Raw genomic sequence first — 18,290 nt, forward strand, 5'->3', positions numbered from 1 at the left:
GGGGGGCGGGGGTGGGGGGTTTGGCGCCCCGTTCCGCCCGTTTGGCGCGGCGCGGCCCCGGGGGGGGGGGGGTGGCCGGCGTCGGGGGGGGGGCCCGCCGCTACCGCGTGACGCGGGGGACGAGGGTGGAGATCGGCGACCAGTGGTTCGACGTCAGCTGAGCGCCCGCTCGGCCAGCGCGTCCGCCACCTCGACCGCCTCGAGCCCGTGGGCCTCCGCCACGCCGGCGTTGGTCACGCGGCCGTCGTGCACGTTGAGGCCGAGGGCCAGCGACGCGTCAGCGGCCAGCGCCGCGTGCCAGCCGCGGTTGGCGATGGCGCGCGCGTAGGGGAGGGTCGCGTTCGTGAGCGCGTACGTGGAGGTGTGCGGCACCGCACCCGGCATGTTGGCGACGCAGTAGAACAGCGACTGGTGCACCGTGAAGGTGGGGTCGGCGTGCGTCGTCGGGTGCGAGTCCGCGAAGCAGCCGCCCTGGTCGACCGCGATGTCGACGAGCACGCTGCCGGGCTTCATGCGCGACACCAGCTCGTTGCTGACGAGCTTCGGCGCCTTGGCGCCCGGGACGAGCACCGAGCCGATGACGAGGTCGGAGGCGACAACGGCCTTCTCGATCTCGAAGCTGTTGGAGGCGATGGTCTTGATCCGGCCCGCGTACAGCGCGTCGAGCTCCCGCAGCCGGGCGATGTTGGTGTCGAGCACGGTCACCTCGGCGCCGAGGCCCACGGCGACGTGGGTGGCGTTGGTGCCGGCGACACCGCCGCCGAGCACCGTCACGACCGCGGGGTGCGTGCCGGGGACGCCGGGGACGAGCAGGCCGGGGCCGCCGTTCGGCTTCAGCATGGTGTTGGCGCCGACGATGGGGGAGAGCCGTCCGGCGACCTCGCTCATCGGCGCGAGGAGGGGGAGGCTGCGGTTGGGCAGCTGCACCGTCTCGTACGCGATGGCGGTGACCCGGCTCTCCACGAGGGCCCTGGTCAGCGCCTCGTCGGCGGCGAGGTGCAGGTAGGTGAACAGCACGAGCCCCTCGCGGAAGTAGCCGTACTCGCTCTCGATCGGCTCCTTGACCTTGAGGACGAGGTCGGCGGCCTCCCAGGTGCTCGCGGCATCGGGGAGGATCGTCGCGCCCGCGTCGGCGTAGAGCTGGTCCGGGATGGAGGAGCCGACGCCGGCGCCCGCCTCCACGAACACCTCGTGCCCGTTGCCGACCAGATCGTGCACGCCCGCGGGGGTGATGGCCACCCGGAACTCGTTGTTCTTGATCTCGCGGGGGATCGCGACCTTCATGAGGTTCCTTCCACTCGTTCGGGGATTCGCTCTCACCATAGCCGGGATGACCGAGCATCTCGATAGTCGGTTTCGTCCTCTTCTGCTGATTCCGTCAAATCATTCGGGATGGAGGGCGGTTTTCCTCAGTCGGCTGCGGATCACGGCCGCACGGGTCGATCGCGAGACGGACCGGTGCGGTTTCGCGCTCGATTCGTGCGATCCGGCACGGATTTCGTAAAGATCATGTTTCAAGATGGACGATCTGCCCGTTATCTGGTGCGGTTTGCACACCGGTGTGCCAGGATCGTCCCACCGCGACGGCACGCCGATGTGCGTCGGCGGAGCGTCGCCCGTGGTCCGAGTTCGATCCCCCCGAAGGAGCACCCCGTGAAGCCCAGGCCCCTCCCGCAAGACCCGATGATCCGCCGCCTCGTGCTGGCCGCGCAGCAGTCGCAGCTCACGCGCCGCGGCATGCTCGCCGGCGTCGGCGCCGGTGCGGCGGCCCTGGCTCTCGCGGCCTGTTCGACCGGGGGAGCCGGCAGCAAGCCGACCCCGGCCAAGGATCAGTCCTCGACCGACAAGTCCATGACCTGGGCCAACTGGCAGGCGTACCTCGACCAGGACGACTCGGGCGGCTACCCCACGCTCGAAGCCTTCGAGAAGCAGTCCGGCATCAAGGTGAAGTACGACGTCGCCGTCGACGACAACAACACCTACTACGCCAAGGTCAAGGACCAGCTCGCGCTCGGCAAGGACATCGGCGCCGACACGGTCTGCCTCACCGACTGGATGGTCGCCAGGTGGATCCGGCTCGGCTACGTGCAGGAGTTCGACGCCGACGCCATCCCGAACAAGAAGAACCTCGTCTCGAACCTCGTCGACGTCGACTTCGACAAGGGCCGGAAGAAGTCCCTCCCCTGGCAGAGCGGCTTCGCCGGCATCTGCTGGAACAAGGAGAAGCTCCCGAACGGCCTGAAGTCGGTCGACGACCTCTGGAAGCCCGAGCTCAAGGGCAAGGTCGGCGTGCTCAGCGAGATGCGCGACACGATGGGACTGATCCTCCTGCAGCAGGGCGTCGACATCTCGGGCGACTTCACGGACGCCGACTTCGAGAAGGGCATCGACAAGCTGACCAAGGAAGTCAGCGACGGCCAGATCCGCAACATCAAGGGCAACTCGTACCTCAACGACCTGAAGTCCGGCGACACCCTCGCGGCGATCTGCTGGTCGGGCGACATCACCCAGCTCAACGCGGAGGCCGGCGACAACTGGGAGTTCGCGCTCCCCGAGGCCGGCGGCACCCTCTGGAGCGACAACTTCCTCATCCCGATCGGCTCGACCCGCAAGGCCAACGCCGAGAAACTGATCGACTACTACTACCAGCCCGAGGTCGCTGCCGAGGTCGCCGCCTGGGTCAACTACATCACCCCGGTGCAGGGCGCGAAGGAGGCGGCGACGGCCATCGACCCGTCGCTCGCCGACAACCAGCTCATCTTCCCGGATGACGAGACGCTGTCCCAGGCGCATGTGTTCCGCACGCTGACCCCGGCGGAGGAGCAGAAGTACCAGGCCGCGTTCCAGAAGGTCATCCTGGGGGCCTGATGCCGAAGGGAGTCTTCGCCGAGTCGGGCGCCGACCTGCAGCTGAGCGGGATCACCAAGCGCTTCCCCGGCTTCACCGCCATCGAGGATCTCGACCTCACCATCCCCGCCGGATCGTTCTTCGCCCTGCTCGGCCCGAGCGGCTGCGGCAAGACGACGACCCTGCGGCTGGTGGCGGGGCTGGAGGAGCCGACCGCCGGGCAGGTGCTGATCGGCGGGAAGGACGTCACCAAGACCAAGCCCTTCCAGCGTCCGGTCAACACGGTGTTCCAGAGCTACGCGCTCTTCCCGCACATGACCATCCTCGAGAACGTCGCGTTCGGCCTGCGCCGGCGCCGGATCTCCGACCCGGTCGCGAAGGCGCACGAGGCCCTCCGCCTGGTCGAGCTCGACCACCTCGCCGCCCGCCGTCCCGCGCAGCTCTCCGGCGGACAGCAGCAGCGCGTCGCGCTCGCCCGCGCCGTCGTCAACCGGCCGGCGCTGCTGCTGCTCGACGAGCCGCTCGGCGCCCTCGACCTCAAGCTGCGGCGGCAGATGCAGCTGGAGCTGAAGTCGATCCAGCTGGAGGTCGGCCTCACCTTCGTGCACGTGACGCACGACCAGGAGGAGGCCATGACGATGGCCGACACGGTCGCCGTCATGAACAAGGGCCGGATCGAGCAGATGGGGGCGCCCGAGGTGCTCTACGAGCTGCCGTCGACCGTGTTCGTCGCGAACTTCCTCGGCCAGTCCAACCTGTTCGCCGGTCCGGTCGTCGAGACCTCGACCGCCACGCTCGGGATCGAGGTCGCCGGCGCCCGCATCCAGGTCCCGCGATCGCGGGCGCAGCGCGAGACCGGCATGGTCACCGTCGGAGTGCGGCCCGAGAAGCTGACCCTCCACGCGACGCCGGAGACCATCCCGTCCGGCGCCAACCGGCTCGGACCGGGGCGCGTCACCGACGTGTCGTTCAGCGGGGTGAGCACGCAGTACCTGGTCGACATCCCGGGCGCCGGCACGGTCGTGGTGTTCGCGCAGAACCTCACCAGCGGCCCGGTCGCCGGGCTGGGTGCGACGGTCTGGGTGGCCTGGGAGGCCGACCACACCTTCGTGCTCGCGGATGAGCCGCCCGCCGACGGCCGGTTCGCCGACGACGCAGACACGCAGGCCATCGCGGCGCAGGCGCGGGAACGGATCCTGAACGAGCTGGAGGGCGCGTAATGGCCATCGCGGCCTTCACCGGCAGCGCGCCTCCCACCCAGGATCAGGAGCCCGCGGTCCGGCGCCGCAGCGGCATCGCGCTGGTGCTGCTGCTGCCGGGCGTGCTGTACCTCGTCCTGTTCTTCCTCACGCCGCTGATCTCGCTGATCATCACGTCGTTCCAGGCGCCGGTGCTCGACGGCGACATCGGGCAGTACCAGACGGCGTTCCAGTGGACCAACTACACCGACTCCATCGCCGAGTACTGGCCGCAGATCCTCCGCTCCTTCCTCTACGCCCTCATCGCGACGGCGGCCGCGCTGGTGATCAGCTACCCGCTGGCGTACTTCATCGGCGTGAAGATGCGCGGCCGGCCGGTGCTGCAGAACCTGCTGATGACGCTCGTGATCGCGCCGTTCTTCATCAGCTTCCTGCTGAGGACGCTGGCCTGGAAGTCCATCCTCAGCGACGACGCCTGGGTCGCCAGCACGCTGAAGGCGCTGTCGATCCTCCCGCCGGACGCGCACATCACCGGAACGCCGTTCTCGGTGATCTTCGGCCTGACGTACAACTTCATCCCGTTCATGACGCTGCCGCTGTATGCGACGCTGGAGCGTCTCGACACCCGGCTGCTGGAGGCGGGGCAGGACCTCTACGCGAGCAACTGGACCACCTTCCGCAAGGTCACGGTCCCGCTGTCGATGCCCGGCATCGTGTCCGGGACGCTGCTCACCTTCATCCCCGCCGCCGGCGACTACATCAATGCGTCGCAGGACTTCCTCGGCGCTGCGGACACCTCGATGATGGGCAACGTCATCGAGAGCAACTTCCTCGTGCTGCAGAACTACCCGACCGCCGCCTCCATGTCGGTGATCCTGATGGCGGTCATCCTCGTGATCGTCGGCGTCTACGTGCGCCGGAGCGGGACGGAGGACCTGCTGTGACCACCGCGCAGAACCACGCACCGAACGTCGTCCGGCCGAGCGAGATCACGCCGGCGCCCGTCCCCGGCCGCCCGTCGCGCTTCCGGTTCAAGGGGCTCGGTCTCGGCGTGTACGCGTTCCTCGCACTCGCCTTCCTGCTCATCCCGATCATCTACACGTTCGTGTTCTCGTTCAACGACGCGATCAAGAACAACATCGCGTGGCGCGGTTTCACCCTGCGCAACTGGACCAATGTCTGCGACGCGGCCGGCATCTGCGACGCCTTCATGGCGAGCATCATCATCGGCCTCATCTCGACGGTCGTGGCGACGGTGCTCGGCACGATGATCGCGCTCGCGCTGATGCGGTACCGGTTCCGCTTCCGGTCGCAGACCAGCCTCCTGCTGTTCCTGCCGATGGCGAGCCCGGAGGTCGTGCTCGGCGCCGGCCTCGCCGCCCAGTTCCTGAGCCTCGGCGTCAACAAGGGCTTCGGGACGATCATCATCGCGCACGTGATGTTCTGTATCAGCTTCGTGGTGGTGACGGTGAAGGCGCGCGTCGCCTCCCTCGACCCGGCGCTGGAGGAGGCGGGACGCGACCTCTACGGGTCGCCGATCGCCGTGTTCTGGCGGATCACCTTCCCGCTGCTGCTGCCCGGCATCCTGTCTGCGGCGCTGCTGTCGTTCTCGCTGAGCTTCGACGATTTCATCATCACGAACTTCAACGCCGGCGCGGTGACGACGTTCCCGATGTACATCTACATCGCGGCGTCGCGCGGCATCCCGGCGCAGGCGAACGTGATCGCGAGCGCCGTCTTCATCATCACCATCCTCGTGGTGCTGATCGCGCAGCTGAGCGCCGCCGCACGCGCGAAGCGACTGGCGCGGGCGACGCCGTAGTCCCGGCTGCCCAGCTCCCCATCCGTTTGTCACGACATGCCGTCTCGGCGGCTTCCGGCACGGCATGTCGCGCCAAACGGATGAAGCGGGGGAGACGGGTCAGGCGGCGGCGTAGGAGGCGCGGATCGCGCCGACCGGCTGCCCGCCGCCGAGAACGGCGAGGTCGAGCTTCGGGAGCACCGCCTCCACCGCCTCCCGCGGGATCGCGCCCGCGTCGGCCAGCAGCGACAGGCCGACGACGGAGGCGGCGCGGAGGCTGCCGTCGAGCATCTTGAGCGCCACGGTCGTGCCGTCCGGCGCGGCCATGACCATGACACCCTCGGCGCCGAGCTTCGCGAACACGCCCAGCTCGTCGATGACGACGGTGTTGGCGCGGCCGGGGCCGTCGAGGGCCCAGCCGTTGGCCAGCACGGCGTTCTTGAGCAGCGCCGCGTTGCGGAACAGCTGGAACGGCGAGCCCTCCGAGGCCGTGGCGATCCGCTGGATGCCGCGAGCGAGCGACGTGAGCGGCAGCGCGAACACGGGAGCGCCGCAGCCGTCCACGCCGGTGACCGTCACCTTCTCGCCGGTGAGGCGCTCGACGGTGTCGCGGATGTGGTGCTGCAGCGGGTGCTGCGGGTCGAGGTAGCTCTCGAGCGGCCAGCCGTGCGTGCGGCAGGCGACCAGCATCGCGGCGTGCTTGCCCGAGCAGTTCATGTAGATCGGCCGCGGGCCCTCTCCGGTGCGGACGAGCTCGTCGCGGGAGGCGGAGTCGCCCGGCCAGTCGGCGGGGCAGCCGAGTGCGTCCTCGGTGAGACCGCCCTGGGCGAGGATCGTGCGCACGACCGAGACGTGGGCGGGCGTGCCGGCGTGGCTCGCCGTCGCCAGCACAGCGTTGGCGCCCTCGAGCGCGACGCCGGCGCCCATGATCGCGACCGCCTGGAATGGCTTCATCGTCGAGCGCGGGAACACCGGGCGCTCGGGCGCCCCGAGCGTGCGCACGACGGCGCCGTCCGGCCCGAGCACCACGGCCGAGCCGACGTGCCGCGACTCGACGAACCCGCTCCGCTCGACGACCGCGAGCTCGACCGCCTCCTCGCCGGTGAAGACCGCGCTCCCGCTCATGCCGCCGTTCACAGCGAGGCGAGCGCGTCGTCGATGACCGACACGGCGTCGGCGATCAGCTCGTCGCTCACCGCCAGGCTCGGCAGGAAGCGGAGCACGTTGCCCCAGGTGCCGGCGTTGAGGAAGAGTACGCCCTGCTGCGCGGCGTACGCGACGATCGCGCTGACCGCCTCCGGGTTCGGCTCCTTGGTGGTCTGCGCGGTGCCCGGCTTGACGAGCTCGATGGCGAGCATCGCGCCCACGCCGCGCACGTCGCCGATGATGTCGTACTTCTCCTGCAGCTTCAGGAGGGCCGGCTTGAGCGTGCGCTCGATGCGGGCGCCCTCGGCGAGGAGGTCGTTCTTCTCGATCTCCTCGAAGACGGCGATCGCGGCGGCGGCGGCCACCGGGTTGCCGCCGAAGGTGCCGCCCAGCCCGCCCGGCTGCGCGGAGTCCATGATCTCGGCCCGGCCGGTGACCGCGGCGAGCGGGAGGCCGCCCGCGATGCCCTTGGCGCTGAGGACGAGGTCGGGGACCAGCCCGAAGTGCTCGCTGGCGTAGTACGCGCCGGTGCGGGCCATCCCGCTCTGGATCTCGTCGGCGATGAAGACGACGCCGTTGGCGGTGCACCACTCCTGGAGGGCGGGCAGGTAGCCGTCGGCCGGCACCATGAAGCCGCCCTCGCCCTGGATCGGCTCGACCACCAGGCAGGCCAGGTCGGAGGCGCCGACGACCTTCTCGAGGTAGGCGATCGTGCGGGCCGCGGCCTCCTGACCGCTGAGGCCGTCGCGGTACGGGTACGAGCTGGGCGCGTGGTAGACGTCGCCGGCGAACGGGCCGAAGCCGGTCGCGTACGGCATGGCCTTGTAGTTCATGGCCATCGTGAGGTTGGTGCGGCCGTGGTACGCGTGGTCGAGCACGGCGACGGCGCGGCGGCCGGTGTGCTTGCGCGCGATCTTCACGCCGTTCTCGACGGCCTCGGCGCCGGAGTTGACGAGCACGGTCTTCTTGGCGTGGTCGCCGGGGGTGTGCTCGGCGAGCAGCTCGGCGACGCGCACGTACTCCTCGTACGGGGTGATGGTGAAGAGCGTGTGGATGACGTCCTGCAGCTGCGCGGCGGCGGCCTCCACGACGGCGGTCTCGGTGTGGCCGATGGTGGTGACGCCGATGCCGGCGCCGAAGTCGACGAACTGGTTGCCGTCGACGTCGACCAGCACGGCGCCGTTGGCGCGGGCGATGTAGACGGGCAGGGCGGAGGACACACCGGTCGGGACGACGGCCAGGCGGCGCTCGTGCAGCTCCTGCGACTTCGGGCCGGGGACGGCGGTGACGATGCGGCGTTCCTGCTTCACCGAGTAGACGGGCGCGGAGGTGCGGAGGGTGTCGGTCATGGGCCCCAAGTCTATCCGGGGTGCCAGAATCGAACCATGAAGCTCGAGCACTCGTACGCAATCGACCTGGAGTGGACCGGGAACCGGGGGACCGGGACCAGCGGTTACAAGGCCTACGGGCGCGAGCACGTGGTCGGCGCCGCCGGCAAGCACGCGATCGAGGGCTCGGCGGACCGCGTGTTCTTCGGCGACCGCGACCGCTGGAACCCCGAGGAGCTGCTGCTGGCCGCGCTCGCGCAGTGCCACATGCTCAGCTATCTCGCCGAGGCGGCGGCGGCCGGGGTCGTTGTCGTCGGCTACACCGACGCGGCGACCGGCGTCATGGAGCAGAACGGGAACGGCGGCGGGCACTTCACGAGCGTGACGCTGCACCCGCGGGTCACGGTCGCCGACCCGGCCCAGGCGGCGCTGGCGGAGACGCTGCACGCGCCCGCCTCGGAGAAGTGCTTCATCGCCGCGAGCGTCAACTTCCCGGTGCACCACCGCCCGGAGATCCTCACGCTGGTCTGACCCGGCGGCCTCCTCACCGACGAGTTGTCACGACACGCCGTCGCGCCCGGCGCGGGCGCGGCGTGTCGCGCCGACCCGATGTCAGGCGCAGCCGAGGCGCGGGGCGACGGCGGACGCGGCGGGAGCGGGCGCGGGAGCAGCTGCCGGCTGCTGCTGCTGCGGCTCCGCCGCGGCCCAGCGGTGGATCGCGGCGACCCAGCGCTCGTCGCGCGTCAGCGGCGGCGGCTGCGGGATGCCGGAATCGTGCTGCCGGCGCAGCAGCTGGGCCTCCCGCTCGCGCTCCGCCAGGCTGTTCGTCGCGATGGCCCAGATGGTCAGCGGATGCATGATAACCCCCTATCAGCGATGACTGGTTATTCGCCATCAGGTTACCGTAACCACCTATTGCGTTACAATGGTTGCATGCAGACGAATGCTCCCGAGCTCGGCCCCGACCTCCTCGTGGACTTCCTCAACACGCTCGACGTCGAGGACGGCACCGACCAGCTCGACGACCCGGCCGCGTTCCGCGCCTGGGCGGGCGCGCACGGGCTCGAGCCGGGGGAGCGGGCGAAGGCCCGGCGCCTGCGCGACGCGCTGCGCGCGATCGTCGACGGCGGTCGCGAGCCGCTGCCGGGCGCGAGCATCCCGGTCACCGCGGTCGACGGCGGACTGGCACCCACGGCGACGACCGTGGCGGAGGCCGCGGTCGCCAGCGCGCTGGTCCTCAGCATCCAGGGCCGGCTGGGCCGCGTGAAGCTGTGCGGCGGCGAGGACTGCCGCTGGGCGTTCTACGACGCGTCGCGCAACGGCTCCCGCCAGTGGTGCAGCATGGAGGTCTGCGGCAACCGGCAGAAGGCGCGGACGTTCCGCGCCCGCAGTCAGGCGCGCGCCTAGAGCCGCTCCGGCCGCAGCACGCGCTTGACCCGCTCGACGGCACCCGCTGGGGGAGCCTCGTTGTAGCTGCCGGCGAGCTCCTGCCCGGTGAGCTTGTGGATGGCCGCCATGATCTCGTCGGTCGCCTGGCGCCGGGCACGGCCCGAGTCGGCTGGGCCGAGGTAGGCCAGGTCGAGCGGCTCGCCGAAGACGACGGTCACCCGGCGTACGCGCGGGAACTTCTCGCCGACCGGCTGCATCTCGTTCGTGCCGATGAGGCCGACCGGGACGACCTTCGCGCCGGTGGTCAGCGCGAGCCAGCCGACGCCGGTCCGGCCCTTGTAGAGGCGGCCGTCGAGCGAGCGCGTGCCCTCGGGGTAGAGCGCGAAGGCGGCGCCTGTGTCGATGATGCGCCGGGACTGCTCCAGCGCCTCCTGAGCGGCCTGCCCCGCACCCCGCTTGACGCCGACCGCGCCGATCGCGGTGAAGAACGCCTTGGAGACGCGGCCCCGGAAGCCGGTGCCCTCGAAGTAGTGCGACTTGGCGAGGAACTGCACGCGCCGCGGCGAGGTGATCGGGATGAGCACCGAGTCGATGAACGACAGATGGTTGCTGGCCAGGATGACCTTGCCGTAGCGCGGGACGTTGCGCCGGCCGATGACGCGCGGGCGGTAGACGAGCTTCGCGACGGGCGCGATGATCCAGCGGAGGAAGAAGTATAGCGGCCCCGGTCGCTGGACCTCCTGCTGGTCCGGGCGGTCGGCGGCTGCAGCGCCCTCGGCGTCGTGGATGCTCACCCGTCGAGCGTAGCCACGGCCGTATTCCGGAGGCGGCATGAGCCGGTCATCCCGGGAAGGCGCGGGGCGCATCGCAGCCGTAACCGCCCGCGTACAGCAGGCAGGGCGGCACGAAGCCGCCGAACCGCACGGCCAGCGGGTCGCCGAACCAGCTCGTGTAGAGGCGCGAGAAGTTGAGGTTTCCGTAGGTCGAGCAGTCGCCCGCCGGGCCGCTCGGATGCGCGAGCGTCTGGTCGTTCGGCTGGTACGGCGTGTAGTTGTACAGGTTCGCGGTCGCCTGGTTCACGATCCGCACGCTGCTCGCGCCGCACGTCGCGTCGGGGTGGAACTGGATGCGATTCGCGCCGATCCGGTAGCGCCAGTCACCGGGATGCGCGGTGTACTCGCGGAACTGCCACGCGGCTCGGTAGACCTGGTTGAAGAAGCCGAAGTAGCGCTTGTCGCACTCGGCGGTGTCCGGGCACGCGTATCCGGTGGCCTTCTGGTAGCCGGAGGCGCTCGGCGCGGTGAGCAGCGACTGCTCCTTCTGCAGCAGCACGAGCAGGACCCGCGGGCTGATCGTGCAGGCCTTCGCGACGCGCGCGATGATGCTGCTCGCCCGCTCCTTCCTGTGGCCGGGGATCGCCTCGCAGCGCTCGGCGGACGCCGGTGTGTCCGGCGTTGTCATGCGGAACTCGTCGAGGCAGGGCGAGTCGTCCTTCGGCCGGCAGCGCCGCTCCTCCAGGAATCGCTGGATCTGCCCCGCCGTCATCGCGTCGGGGTTGTAGAAGCTGTCGTCGCTGATGATCTGCCCGGGCTCGAAGGAGGCCCGCTCGGCGCCGAACGCCCCGGTGGCCGGCACGACGCCGAGCGCGGCGGCGACCACCGTCGCCGCCGCGGTCAGTCGCGCGAGCGCGCCGAGGCGCCGTCGCCGCATCCGGTTCACCCCGCGCTGCCTCAGCCGAGCCGGCCGAGCGCCTCTTCGAGCACCGTCGCCGCGTCGTCGATGAGCTCGTCGCTGATGACGACCGACGGCAGGAGGCGGAGGACGCTGTCCCAGCTGCCCGCGTCGAGCGGGATGACGCCGTTGCGGGTCGCGTGGCCGAGCACCTGCTTGAGCGCCTCCGGGTTCGGCTTCTTCGTGCCGGGCACGACGAGCTCGACGCCGAACATCGCACCCTTGCCGCGCACCTCGCCGACGACCGGGAAGCGCTCGGCCCAGTCGCCGATGCGGGCCAGGAGGCTGCGCTCGACGCGCTGCGCCTCGGCGATCAGATCCTCCTGCTCGATGACGTCGAACACCGCGAGCGCGGCGGCGGTCGAGACCGGGTTGCCGCCGAAGGTGCCGCCGATGCCGCCGGGCTGGACCGCGTCCATGATCTCGGCGCGGCCGGTCACCGCCGCGAGCGGGAACCCGCCCGCGACGCCCTTCGCCGTGGTGACGAGGTCGGGCACGACGCCGTGGTGCTCGATCGAGTACCACGCGCCGGTGCGGGCGATGCCGGCCTGGATCTCGTCGGCGACGAAGACGATGCCGTTCTCGGTGCAGAACTCGCTGAGGCGCTTGAAGTAGCCGGGCGCCGGGATGATGATCCCGCCGTCGCCCTGGATCGGCTCGACGAACAGGGCGGCGAGCTCGGTCGCGCCGATGTGCGTGTTGATGTAGTCGATGGTCCGCTCGGCGGCCTCCTCGCCGGTCATCCCCTCCGGGTCGCGGAACGGGTAGCTGATCGGGAGGCTGTAGATCTCGCCGGGGAACGGCCCCATCCCGGCGCGCTCCGGCCAGGGGCGGTACGTCATCGCCATGGTGAGGTTGGTGCGGCCGTGGAACGCGTGGTCGAGCGTCGCGATGGCGCGCCGGCCCGTGTACTTGCGGGCGATCTTGACCGCGTTCTCCACGGCCTCGGCGCCCGAGTTGACGAGGATGCTGTGCTTCTCGAAGTCGCCGGGCGTGATCTGGGCGAGCTTCTCGGCGACCTTCACGTAGTTCTCGTACGGGGTCACGGTGAAGAGGGTGTGGGTGAGCTTCGACGCCTGCTCGGCGGCGGCTGCCGCGACCGCGGGGTGCGCGTGGCCGATCGTGGTGACGCCGATGCCGCAGCCCAGGTCGATGAGGCGGTTGCCGTCGACGTCGACCAGGATGGCGCCGGAGCCGGACTCCATGTAGATGTTCGCGAGCGTTCCGGCGCCTCGGCTGACCGAGGCCACGCGCCGCTGCTGCAGCTCCACGGACCGCGGGCCGGGCAGCTCGGTGACGAGGTGGCGGGACTGGGGCACGGAGAATTCGCGGGTCATGCCCTCCATCGTAGGCGGGAGCGCACGGCGGACTGTCAGCGGGGCCAGAGGCGGATGCGGCAGACTTGTGCGTCGTGCGCAAGACTCTCACCCTCCTCACCGCCGCCCTCGTCGTGACCGGGCTGGCCGCCTGCAGCTCCTCCTCGGGCGAGCCGAGCGCGAGCTCCACGCCGACCGCTACCGCCGCCTCCTGCGAGAACGTCAAGGCGGGCGACGCCTCGAAGTCCGTGAAGGTGGAGGGCGCGTTCCGGGCCGCCCCGACCATCAAGCTCTCGTCGCCGCTCACGACGAGCGACGTCGAGCGCAGCGTGGTCATCACGGGCACGGGTGAGAAGGCGAAGGCGGGGTCCGCGGTCGACGTCGCTGTCGCCGCTTACAGCGGTACGACGGGCAAGGAGCTGATCCCCGCCATCGGCTTCGAGCCGAACGACGCCCAGACCGTCACGCTCGACGACAGGAAATTCCTGCCCGGCATCGTCCGAGCGGTCGAGTGCCTCCCGATCGGCTCGCGTGTCGTCCTCACGGCGCCCGCGAAGGACGCACTGGGCAGCGCCAACCTGTCGCAGCTCAGCCTGACCGAGAAGGACGCGGTGGTGCTGGTGGCCGATCTCGTCGCCGTCGCCGCCACGAAGGCGAACGGCAAGGCGGTCGAGCCGCCGGCCGGCTTCCCGAGCGTCACGCTCGCGAAGACCGGCGAGCCGACCATCACCATTCCGAAGGCCGATCCGCCGAAGGAGACGAAGATCGCCGTGCTGAAGCAGGGCGACGGCGACACGGTGCAGCCCGGCGACACCGTGAGTGTTCAGTACAAGGGCGTCCTGTGGCGGAATGGCCACATGTTCGATTCCAGCTGGAGCAACGGCGCCCCGGTGTCGTTCGCCACGACCGGTGTCGTCAAGGGCTTCCAGAAGGCGCTGGAGGGCCAGAAGGTCGGCTCGCAGGTGATCGCGGTCATCCCGCCCGCCGACGGCTATGGCGACAAGGGCAGCGGCGAGATCAAGGCGACGGACACGATGGTCTTCGTCATCGACATCCTGAAGACGGCGCGCTGATGCCCGCCCCGGCGCAGCGCCGCGTCGTCATCCTCGGGTCCACCGGGTCGATCGGGACGCAGGCGCTCGACGTCATCGCGGCGAATCCCGGGCGGTTCGACGTCGTCGGGCTGACCGCCGGGCGCAACGCGGAGCTGCTCGCGGAGCAGGCGGAGCGGTTCGGGGTGCGGGAGACCGCGCTCGGGGCCGAGGACGCCGAGCGGCTCGTGCGGTCGGTGGAGGCCGACGTCGTGCTCAACGGCATCACCGGCTCCGTGGGACTCGGCCCGACGCTGGCCGCGCTCGAGACGGGCGCCATGCTCGCGCTCGCCAACAAGGAGTCGCTGATCGTCGGCGGCGAGCTCGTCAAACGGGCCGCCGCTCCCGGGCAGCTGGTTCCCGTCGACTCGGAGCACTCGGCGATCGCGCAGGCGCTGCGGTCCGGGTTCCCGCACGAGGTGCGCCGGCTGGTGCTGACCGCGTCAGGTGGGCCGTTCCGCGGCCGCAGCCGGGAGTCTCTGCGCGACGTGACCCCACGGGAGGCGCTCGCACACCCGACCTGGGACATGGGCCTGGTCGTGACGACGAACTCCTCGACGCTCGTCAACAAGGGCCTCGAAGTGATCGAGGCGCACCTGCTGTTCGACGTGCCGTTCGAGCAGATCGAGGTCACGGTGCACCCGCAGTCGGTCATCCACTCGATGGTGGAGTTCGTCGACGGCTCCACGATCGCGCAGGCCTCCCCGCCGGACATGCGCCTCCCGATCTCCCTCGGGCTGGGCTGGCCAGACCGGGTGCCCGGAGTCGGTGCCCCACTCGACTGGACGCAGGCCCACACGTGGACCTTCGAGCCGCTCGACGACGCGGCGTTCCCTGCGGTCGCGCTCGCCAAGCGGGTGGGCGCCGCCGGAGGCACCTACCCGGCAGTCTTCAACGCGGCGAACGAGCAGGCTGTCGCCGCATTCCACGCGGGAGCGATCGGCTACCTGGCGATCGTCGAGACGGTGGAGCGCATCGTCGACGCGCACGAACCCGCCGGGGAGCTCACGCGTGAGTCCCTCACGGAGGCCGAGGGGTGGGCGCGCTCCGCCGCCGACGCGGTCATCGGCCGCTGACGGGGCTATACGCTCCGCATCACGGCTGTTAGCGTCTAGCTGTCCACCTCGCAGGTGGACAGTGGCCCGTCATGGGGGCGCGCCATTGCAGTTCGAGAATCCGGGGGGATCGACGAACATGTGCGACGCTCCTCGGACCGACCGAGAGGTTAAGCGATGCGAATTTTCACGCGGGGCAACGGGAAGTCGGCCGGTCGTCGCAGACGAGCCGCGGTCGCCATAGCGGCGACGATCGCTTCCGTCGTCGTCAGCCTGATCGGCGTGGCGCCGGCTCAAGCCGCAGACAAGGGGTTCACGATCTACTACGCCCCGAACTGCACCGGTGCTTCGCGCTATTACGGAGGCGTGAACGCTGGGGAGGCGTGGATCAACGACACGTTCAACTCGAGCCCCTTCCAGGTGGGATATGGACAGAAGATCCGCAGCAACGCCGCGTCGATCGTCGTTCCCTATGGCACGACGGTGTTCATCCACTTCTCCGTCCTCTACAACGGCGTGTGGACCGGGACGGACAAGACCTTCGTGGGCGGTGGCTTCTGCGTGAACTTCGGTGATCTGCAGAGGAACGGCAACCTGAACTGGCGGACGTACTAAGGGCATAGCATTCGCCCTGCTCGTTCCAAGCCGGCCGCGGCTACCCTGAGTCCGTGGAATCCGTGCTCCTGTTCGTCCTCGGCGTCGTCATCATCCTGATCGGGCTGGCGCTGTCGATCGCGTTGCACGAGATCGGCCACCTGGTGCCCGCCAAGCTGTTCGGCGTCAAGGTCACGCAGTACATGATCGGGTTCGGCAAGACGCTGTTCTCGTTCCGCCGCGGCGAGACCGAGTACGGAATGAAGGCGATCCCGCTCGGGGGGTACATCTCGATGATCGGGATGTTCCCTCCGGGCAAGGACGGCGGCCAGGGTCGCAACGCCACCACGGGCTTCATGCAGGGGCTGGCTCAGGACGCCCGGCAGGCGAGCGCCGAGACCGTCGCCGTCGGCGAGGAGGAGCGCACCTTCTACCGGCTCCCGGTCTGGAAGCGGATCGTCATCATGTTCGGCGGGCCGTTCATGAACCTCGTGATCGCCGTCGTGCTGTTCGGCGTGCTGCTCATGGGCTTCGGCGCGCCGCAGAACTCCACCACCATCGCCACGGTCAGCCAGTGCGTGCTGCCGGCGACGAGCACCAGCCAGACGTGCTCGGCCGACGACCCGAAGGGGCCGGCCGCCGCCGCGGGCATCGAGCCGGGGGACCGGATCGTGTCGATCGACGGCACCCGCATCTCCACGTGGGCGCAGTCCACCGCGATCATCCGCGAGTCGGCCGGACGCTCGCTCTCGGTCGTCGTCGAGCGCGACGGCGCCGACCGCACGGTCACCGTCACCCCGATCAGCAACGAGGTCGCGAAGACGGACGACAAGGGCCAGGTGGTCAAGGATGCGGCGGGCGACGTCGAGACGCTGACCGTCGGCTTCGTCGGCATCGGCCCGGTGCAGGAGCTCGTCCCGCAGCCCGTCACGGCGGTCCTTCCCGCGGTGGGAGCGCAGACGGAGGCGGTGTTCAACGTCTTCCTGCACCTCCCGCAGCGCATGGTCGACGTGTGGAACGCGGCCTTCGGCTCGGCAGAGCGCGACCCGAACGGGCCGATCAGCGTCGTCGGCATCGGCCGCGCCGCGGGGGAGCTGACCGCGCTCGACGGCGTGCCGGTGGTCGACAAGGCCTACACGATGGTCGGGATGCTGGCCTCCCTCAACATCGCGCTGTTCGTCTTCAACCTGGTGCCGCTGCTGCCGCTCGACGGCGGGCACATCGCCGGGGCGCTGTGGGAGGGGCTGCGCCGCACGGTCGCGAAGATCTTCCGCCGCCGCGACCCTGGGCCCGTCGACATGGCCAAGCTGATGCCGCTCACCTTCGCCGTGGTGATCGTGCTGGGCGGGATGAGCGTGCTGCTGATGTACGCGGACATCGTCAAGCCGGTCAACCTCTTCGGCTAGCCCGCTCCCAACCCACGCCCAGACGGTTCCCAATCCGCCGCGTAGGATTGAGCACGTGGCAGCAATCAATCTGGGGATGCCCAAGGTCCCCGAGACCCTCGCCCCCCGTCGCAAGTCCCGTCAGATCCGCGTCGGCAAGGTCCTGGTCGGCGGCGACGCCCCGGTCAGCGTCCAGTCGATGACCACGACGCCCACCACGAACATCAACGCGACCCTGCAGCAGATCGCCGAACTCACCGCCTCCGGCTGCGACATCGTCCGGGTCGCCGTGCCGAGCCGCGACGACGCAGAGGCGCTGCCGATCATCGCGAAGAAGAGCCAGATCCCGGTCATCGCGGACATCCACTTCCAGCCCAACTACGTCTACGCGGCCATCGACGCCGGCTGTGCGGGCGTGCGCGTGAACCCGGGCAACATCCGCAAGTTCGACGACCAGGTCGGCAAGATCGCGGCCTATGCCAAGGCGGCCGACGTCTCCCTCCGCATCGGGGTGAACGCGGGCTCGCTCGAGCCGAGCCTGCTGCAGAAGTACGGCAAGCCGACCGCCGAGGCCCTCGTCGAGAGCGCGGTCTGGGAGGCGAGCCTGTTCGAGGAGCACGACTTCCACGACTTCAAGATCTCGGTCAAGCACAACGACCCGATCGTCATGGTGAAGGCGTACCGGATGCTCGCCGAGCGCGGCGACTGGCCCCTCCACCTCGGCGTGACGGAGGCCGGCCCGGCCTTCCAGGGCACGATCAAGTCGGCGACGGCGTTCGGCATCCTGCTCGGCGAGGGCATCGGCGACACCATCCGCGTGTCGCTGTCGGCGCCTCCCGCCGAGGAGGTGAAGGTCGGCCTGCAGATCCTGCAGTCGCTCAACCTCCGTGAGCGCAAGCTCGAGATCGTGTCGTGCCCGAGTTGCGGACGCGCCCAGGTCGACGTCTACTCGCTGGCCGACAGCGTGACAGAGGGCCTGCAGGGCATGAGCGTCCCGCTGCGCGTCGCCGTCATGGGCTGCGTCGTGAACGGCCCCGGGGAGGCCCGCGAGGCCGACCTCGGCGTCGCGAGCGGCAACGGCAAGGGCCAGATCTTCGTCAAGGGCGAGGTCGTCAAGACCGTGCCGGAGTCGGAGATCGTCGCGACCCTCATCGCGGAGGCGAACCGCATCGCGGACGAGATGGCCGCCGCGGGCGAGACCTCCGGCGAGCCGACCGTGACCGTCGGAGCCCACTGACCCCGGCCCCGCCCCGCACTGCACGGACACCGCGCACCGCTTCGTAAAAAGGGAGGAGAGCCCCCCCCCCCCCCGGCGGGGGGGGGCCCCTTTTGGGGGGCCCGCCGCCCCCCCCCCCCCCCCCCCCCCCGTGGGAGCAGCGCGGGCGGGGGGCCCGGGGGGGGGGCGCAC

General features: G+C 70.3%; 18 protein-coding genes. 11 read left to right on the forward strand and 7 right to left on the reverse strand.

What is annotated here, in order from left to right; all coding sequences use genetic code 11:
- Positions 1-153: 153 nt before the first annotated feature.
- Positions 154-1,284, reverse strand: a complete 1,131-nt coding sequence (ald, locus tag ACR9ZG_RS11975) for an alanine dehydrogenase (RefSeq protein ID WP_481285065.1) — start codon at positions 1,282-1,284, stop codon at positions 154-156.
- Between the two features lie 369 nt (positions 1,285-1,653).
- Between ald and ACR9ZG_RS11980 the strand changes: the two genes are divergently transcribed.
- The 4 genes from ACR9ZG_RS11980 to ACR9ZG_RS11995 all read left to right on the forward strand — a co-directional run bounded on the left by ACR9ZG_RS11980 (position 1,654) and on the right by ACR9ZG_RS11995 (position 5,868).
- A complete protein-coding gene (locus ACR9ZG_RS11980) occupies positions 1,654-2,868 on the forward strand; it encodes an ABC transporter substrate-binding protein (protein ID WP_481285066.1) in 1,215 nt (404 codons plus the stop codon).
- The gene (locus tag ACR9ZG_RS11985) at positions 2,868-4,067 is read left to right on the forward strand and encodes an ABC transporter ATP-binding protein (RefSeq protein WP_481285067.1); all 1,200 of its coding nucleotides are present in this window, start codon (positions 2,868-2,870) and stop codon (positions 4,065-4,067) included. Before ACR9ZG_RS11980 ends, ACR9ZG_RS11985 begins: the two co-directional genes overlap by 1 nt.
- Positions 4,067-4,990 carry an ABC transporter permease gene (locus ACR9ZG_RS11990; RefSeq protein ID WP_481285068.1) on the forward strand — a complete coding sequence of 308 codons (924 nt, stop codon included), beginning with the start codon at positions 4,067-4,069 and terminating at the stop codon, positions 4,988-4,990. The genes ACR9ZG_RS11985 and ACR9ZG_RS11990 overlap by 1 nt, the downstream gene beginning before the upstream one ends.
- Before the next feature lie 107 nt (positions 4,991-5,097).
- A complete protein-coding gene (locus ACR9ZG_RS11995) occupies positions 5,098-5,868 on the forward strand; it encodes an ABC transporter permease (protein WP_481285080.1) in 771 nt (256 codons plus the stop codon).
- A 99-nt stretch (positions 5,869-5,967) separates the two neighbouring features.
- On the opposite strand, the gene ACR9ZG_RS12000 is transcribed toward ACR9ZG_RS11995, so the two are convergent.
- A complete protein-coding gene (locus ACR9ZG_RS12000; RefSeq protein ID WP_481285069.1) occupies positions 5,968-6,972 on the reverse strand; it encodes an asparaginase in 1,005 nt (334 codons plus the stop codon).
- Between the two features lie 8 nt (positions 6,973-6,980).
- Positions 6,981-8,342, reverse strand: a complete 1,362-nt coding sequence (gene gabT / locus ACR9ZG_RS12005) for a 4-aminobutyrate--2-oxoglutarate transaminase (protein WP_481285070.1) — start codon at positions 8,340-8,342, stop codon at positions 6,981-6,983.
- A 36-nt stretch (positions 8,343-8,378) separates the two neighbouring features.
- Between gabT (ACR9ZG_RS12005) and ACR9ZG_RS12010 the strand changes: the two genes are divergently transcribed.
- Positions 8,379-8,852, forward strand: coding sequence for an OsmC family protein (locus tag ACR9ZG_RS12010; RefSeq protein ID WP_481285071.1), 474 nt, complete (start codon positions 8,379-8,381; stop codon positions 8,850-8,852).
- Between the two features lie 81 nt (positions 8,853-8,933).
- On the opposite strand, the gene ACR9ZG_RS12015 is transcribed toward ACR9ZG_RS12010, so the two are convergent.
- Positions 8,934-9,179 carry a hypothetical protein gene (locus ACR9ZG_RS12015; protein ID WP_481285072.1) on the reverse strand — a complete coding sequence of 82 codons (246 nt, stop codon included), beginning with the start codon at positions 9,177-9,179 and terminating at the stop codon, positions 8,934-8,936.
- Between the two features lie 75 nt (positions 9,180-9,254).
- Here ACR9ZG_RS12015 and ACR9ZG_RS12020 point away from each other — a divergent pair, with 75 nt between their 5' ends.
- Complete coding sequence (locus ACR9ZG_RS12020) at positions 9,255-9,728, forward strand: CGNR zinc finger domain-containing protein (protein WP_481285073.1); 474 nt, start codon at positions 9,255-9,257, stop codon at positions 9,726-9,728.
- Here the strand turns inward: ACR9ZG_RS12020 and ACR9ZG_RS12025 are convergent.
- The 3 genes from ACR9ZG_RS12025 to gabT (ACR9ZG_RS12035) are packed head-to-tail and all read right to left on the reverse strand — an operon-like array spanning position 9,725 to position 12,787.
- Positions 9,725-10,504 carry a lysophospholipid acyltransferase family protein gene (locus tag ACR9ZG_RS12025; RefSeq protein ID WP_481285074.1) on the reverse strand — a complete coding sequence of 260 codons (780 nt, stop codon included), beginning with the start codon at positions 10,502-10,504 and terminating at the stop codon, positions 9,725-9,727. The genes ACR9ZG_RS12020 and ACR9ZG_RS12025 overlap by 4 nt on opposite strands.
- A 46-nt stretch (positions 10,505-10,550) precedes the next feature.
- Entirely contained in the window at positions 10,551-11,420 is an 870-nt protein-coding gene (locus tag ACR9ZG_RS12030) for a hypothetical protein (protein ID WP_481285081.1), read from the reverse strand.
- 20 nt (positions 11,421-11,440) lie between these two features.
- Entirely contained in the window at positions 11,441-12,787 is a 1,347-nt protein-coding gene (gabT, locus tag ACR9ZG_RS12035) for a 4-aminobutyrate--2-oxoglutarate transaminase (protein WP_481285075.1), read from the reverse strand.
- Between the two features lie 65 nt (positions 12,788-12,852).
- Here gabT (ACR9ZG_RS12035) and ACR9ZG_RS12040 point away from each other — a divergent pair, with 65 nt between their 5' ends.
- From ACR9ZG_RS12040 to ispG, 5 genes are all read left to right on the forward strand, one after another.
- The gene (locus ACR9ZG_RS12040; protein ID WP_481285076.1) at positions 12,853-13,830 is read left to right on the forward strand and encodes an FKBP-type peptidyl-prolyl cis-trans isomerase; all 978 of its coding nucleotides are present in this window, start codon (positions 12,853-12,855) and stop codon (positions 13,828-13,830) included.
- Entirely contained in the window at positions 13,830-14,924 is a 1,095-nt protein-coding gene (locus ACR9ZG_RS12045) for a 1-deoxy-D-xylulose-5-phosphate reductoisomerase (protein WP_481285077.1), read from the forward strand. The genes ACR9ZG_RS12040 and ACR9ZG_RS12045 overlap by 1 nt, the downstream gene beginning before the upstream one ends.
- A gap of 156 nt (positions 14,925-15,080) precedes the next feature.
- Positions 15,081-15,518, forward strand: a complete 438-nt coding sequence (locus ACR9ZG_RS12050) for a hypothetical protein (protein ID WP_481285078.1) — start codon at positions 15,081-15,083, stop codon at positions 15,516-15,518.
- A gap of 53 nt (positions 15,519-15,571) precedes the next feature.
- A complete protein-coding gene (locus ACR9ZG_RS12055; protein ID WP_481285079.1) occupies positions 15,572-16,903 on the forward strand; it encodes a M50 family metallopeptidase in 1,332 nt (443 codons plus the stop codon).
- Positions 16,904-16,979: 76 nt separating this feature from the next.
- On the forward strand, positions 16,980-18,119 hold the full coding sequence (gene ispG / locus ACR9ZG_RS12060; RefSeq protein WP_481285082.1) for a flavodoxin-dependent (E)-4-hydroxy-3-methylbut-2-enyl-diphosphate synthase: 1,140 nt from the start codon (positions 16,980-16,982) through the stop codon (positions 18,117-18,119).
- Positions 18,120-18,290 lie beyond the last annotated feature (171 nt).

Source organism: Leifsonia sp. KNZ12-8B (assembly GCF_056755495.1).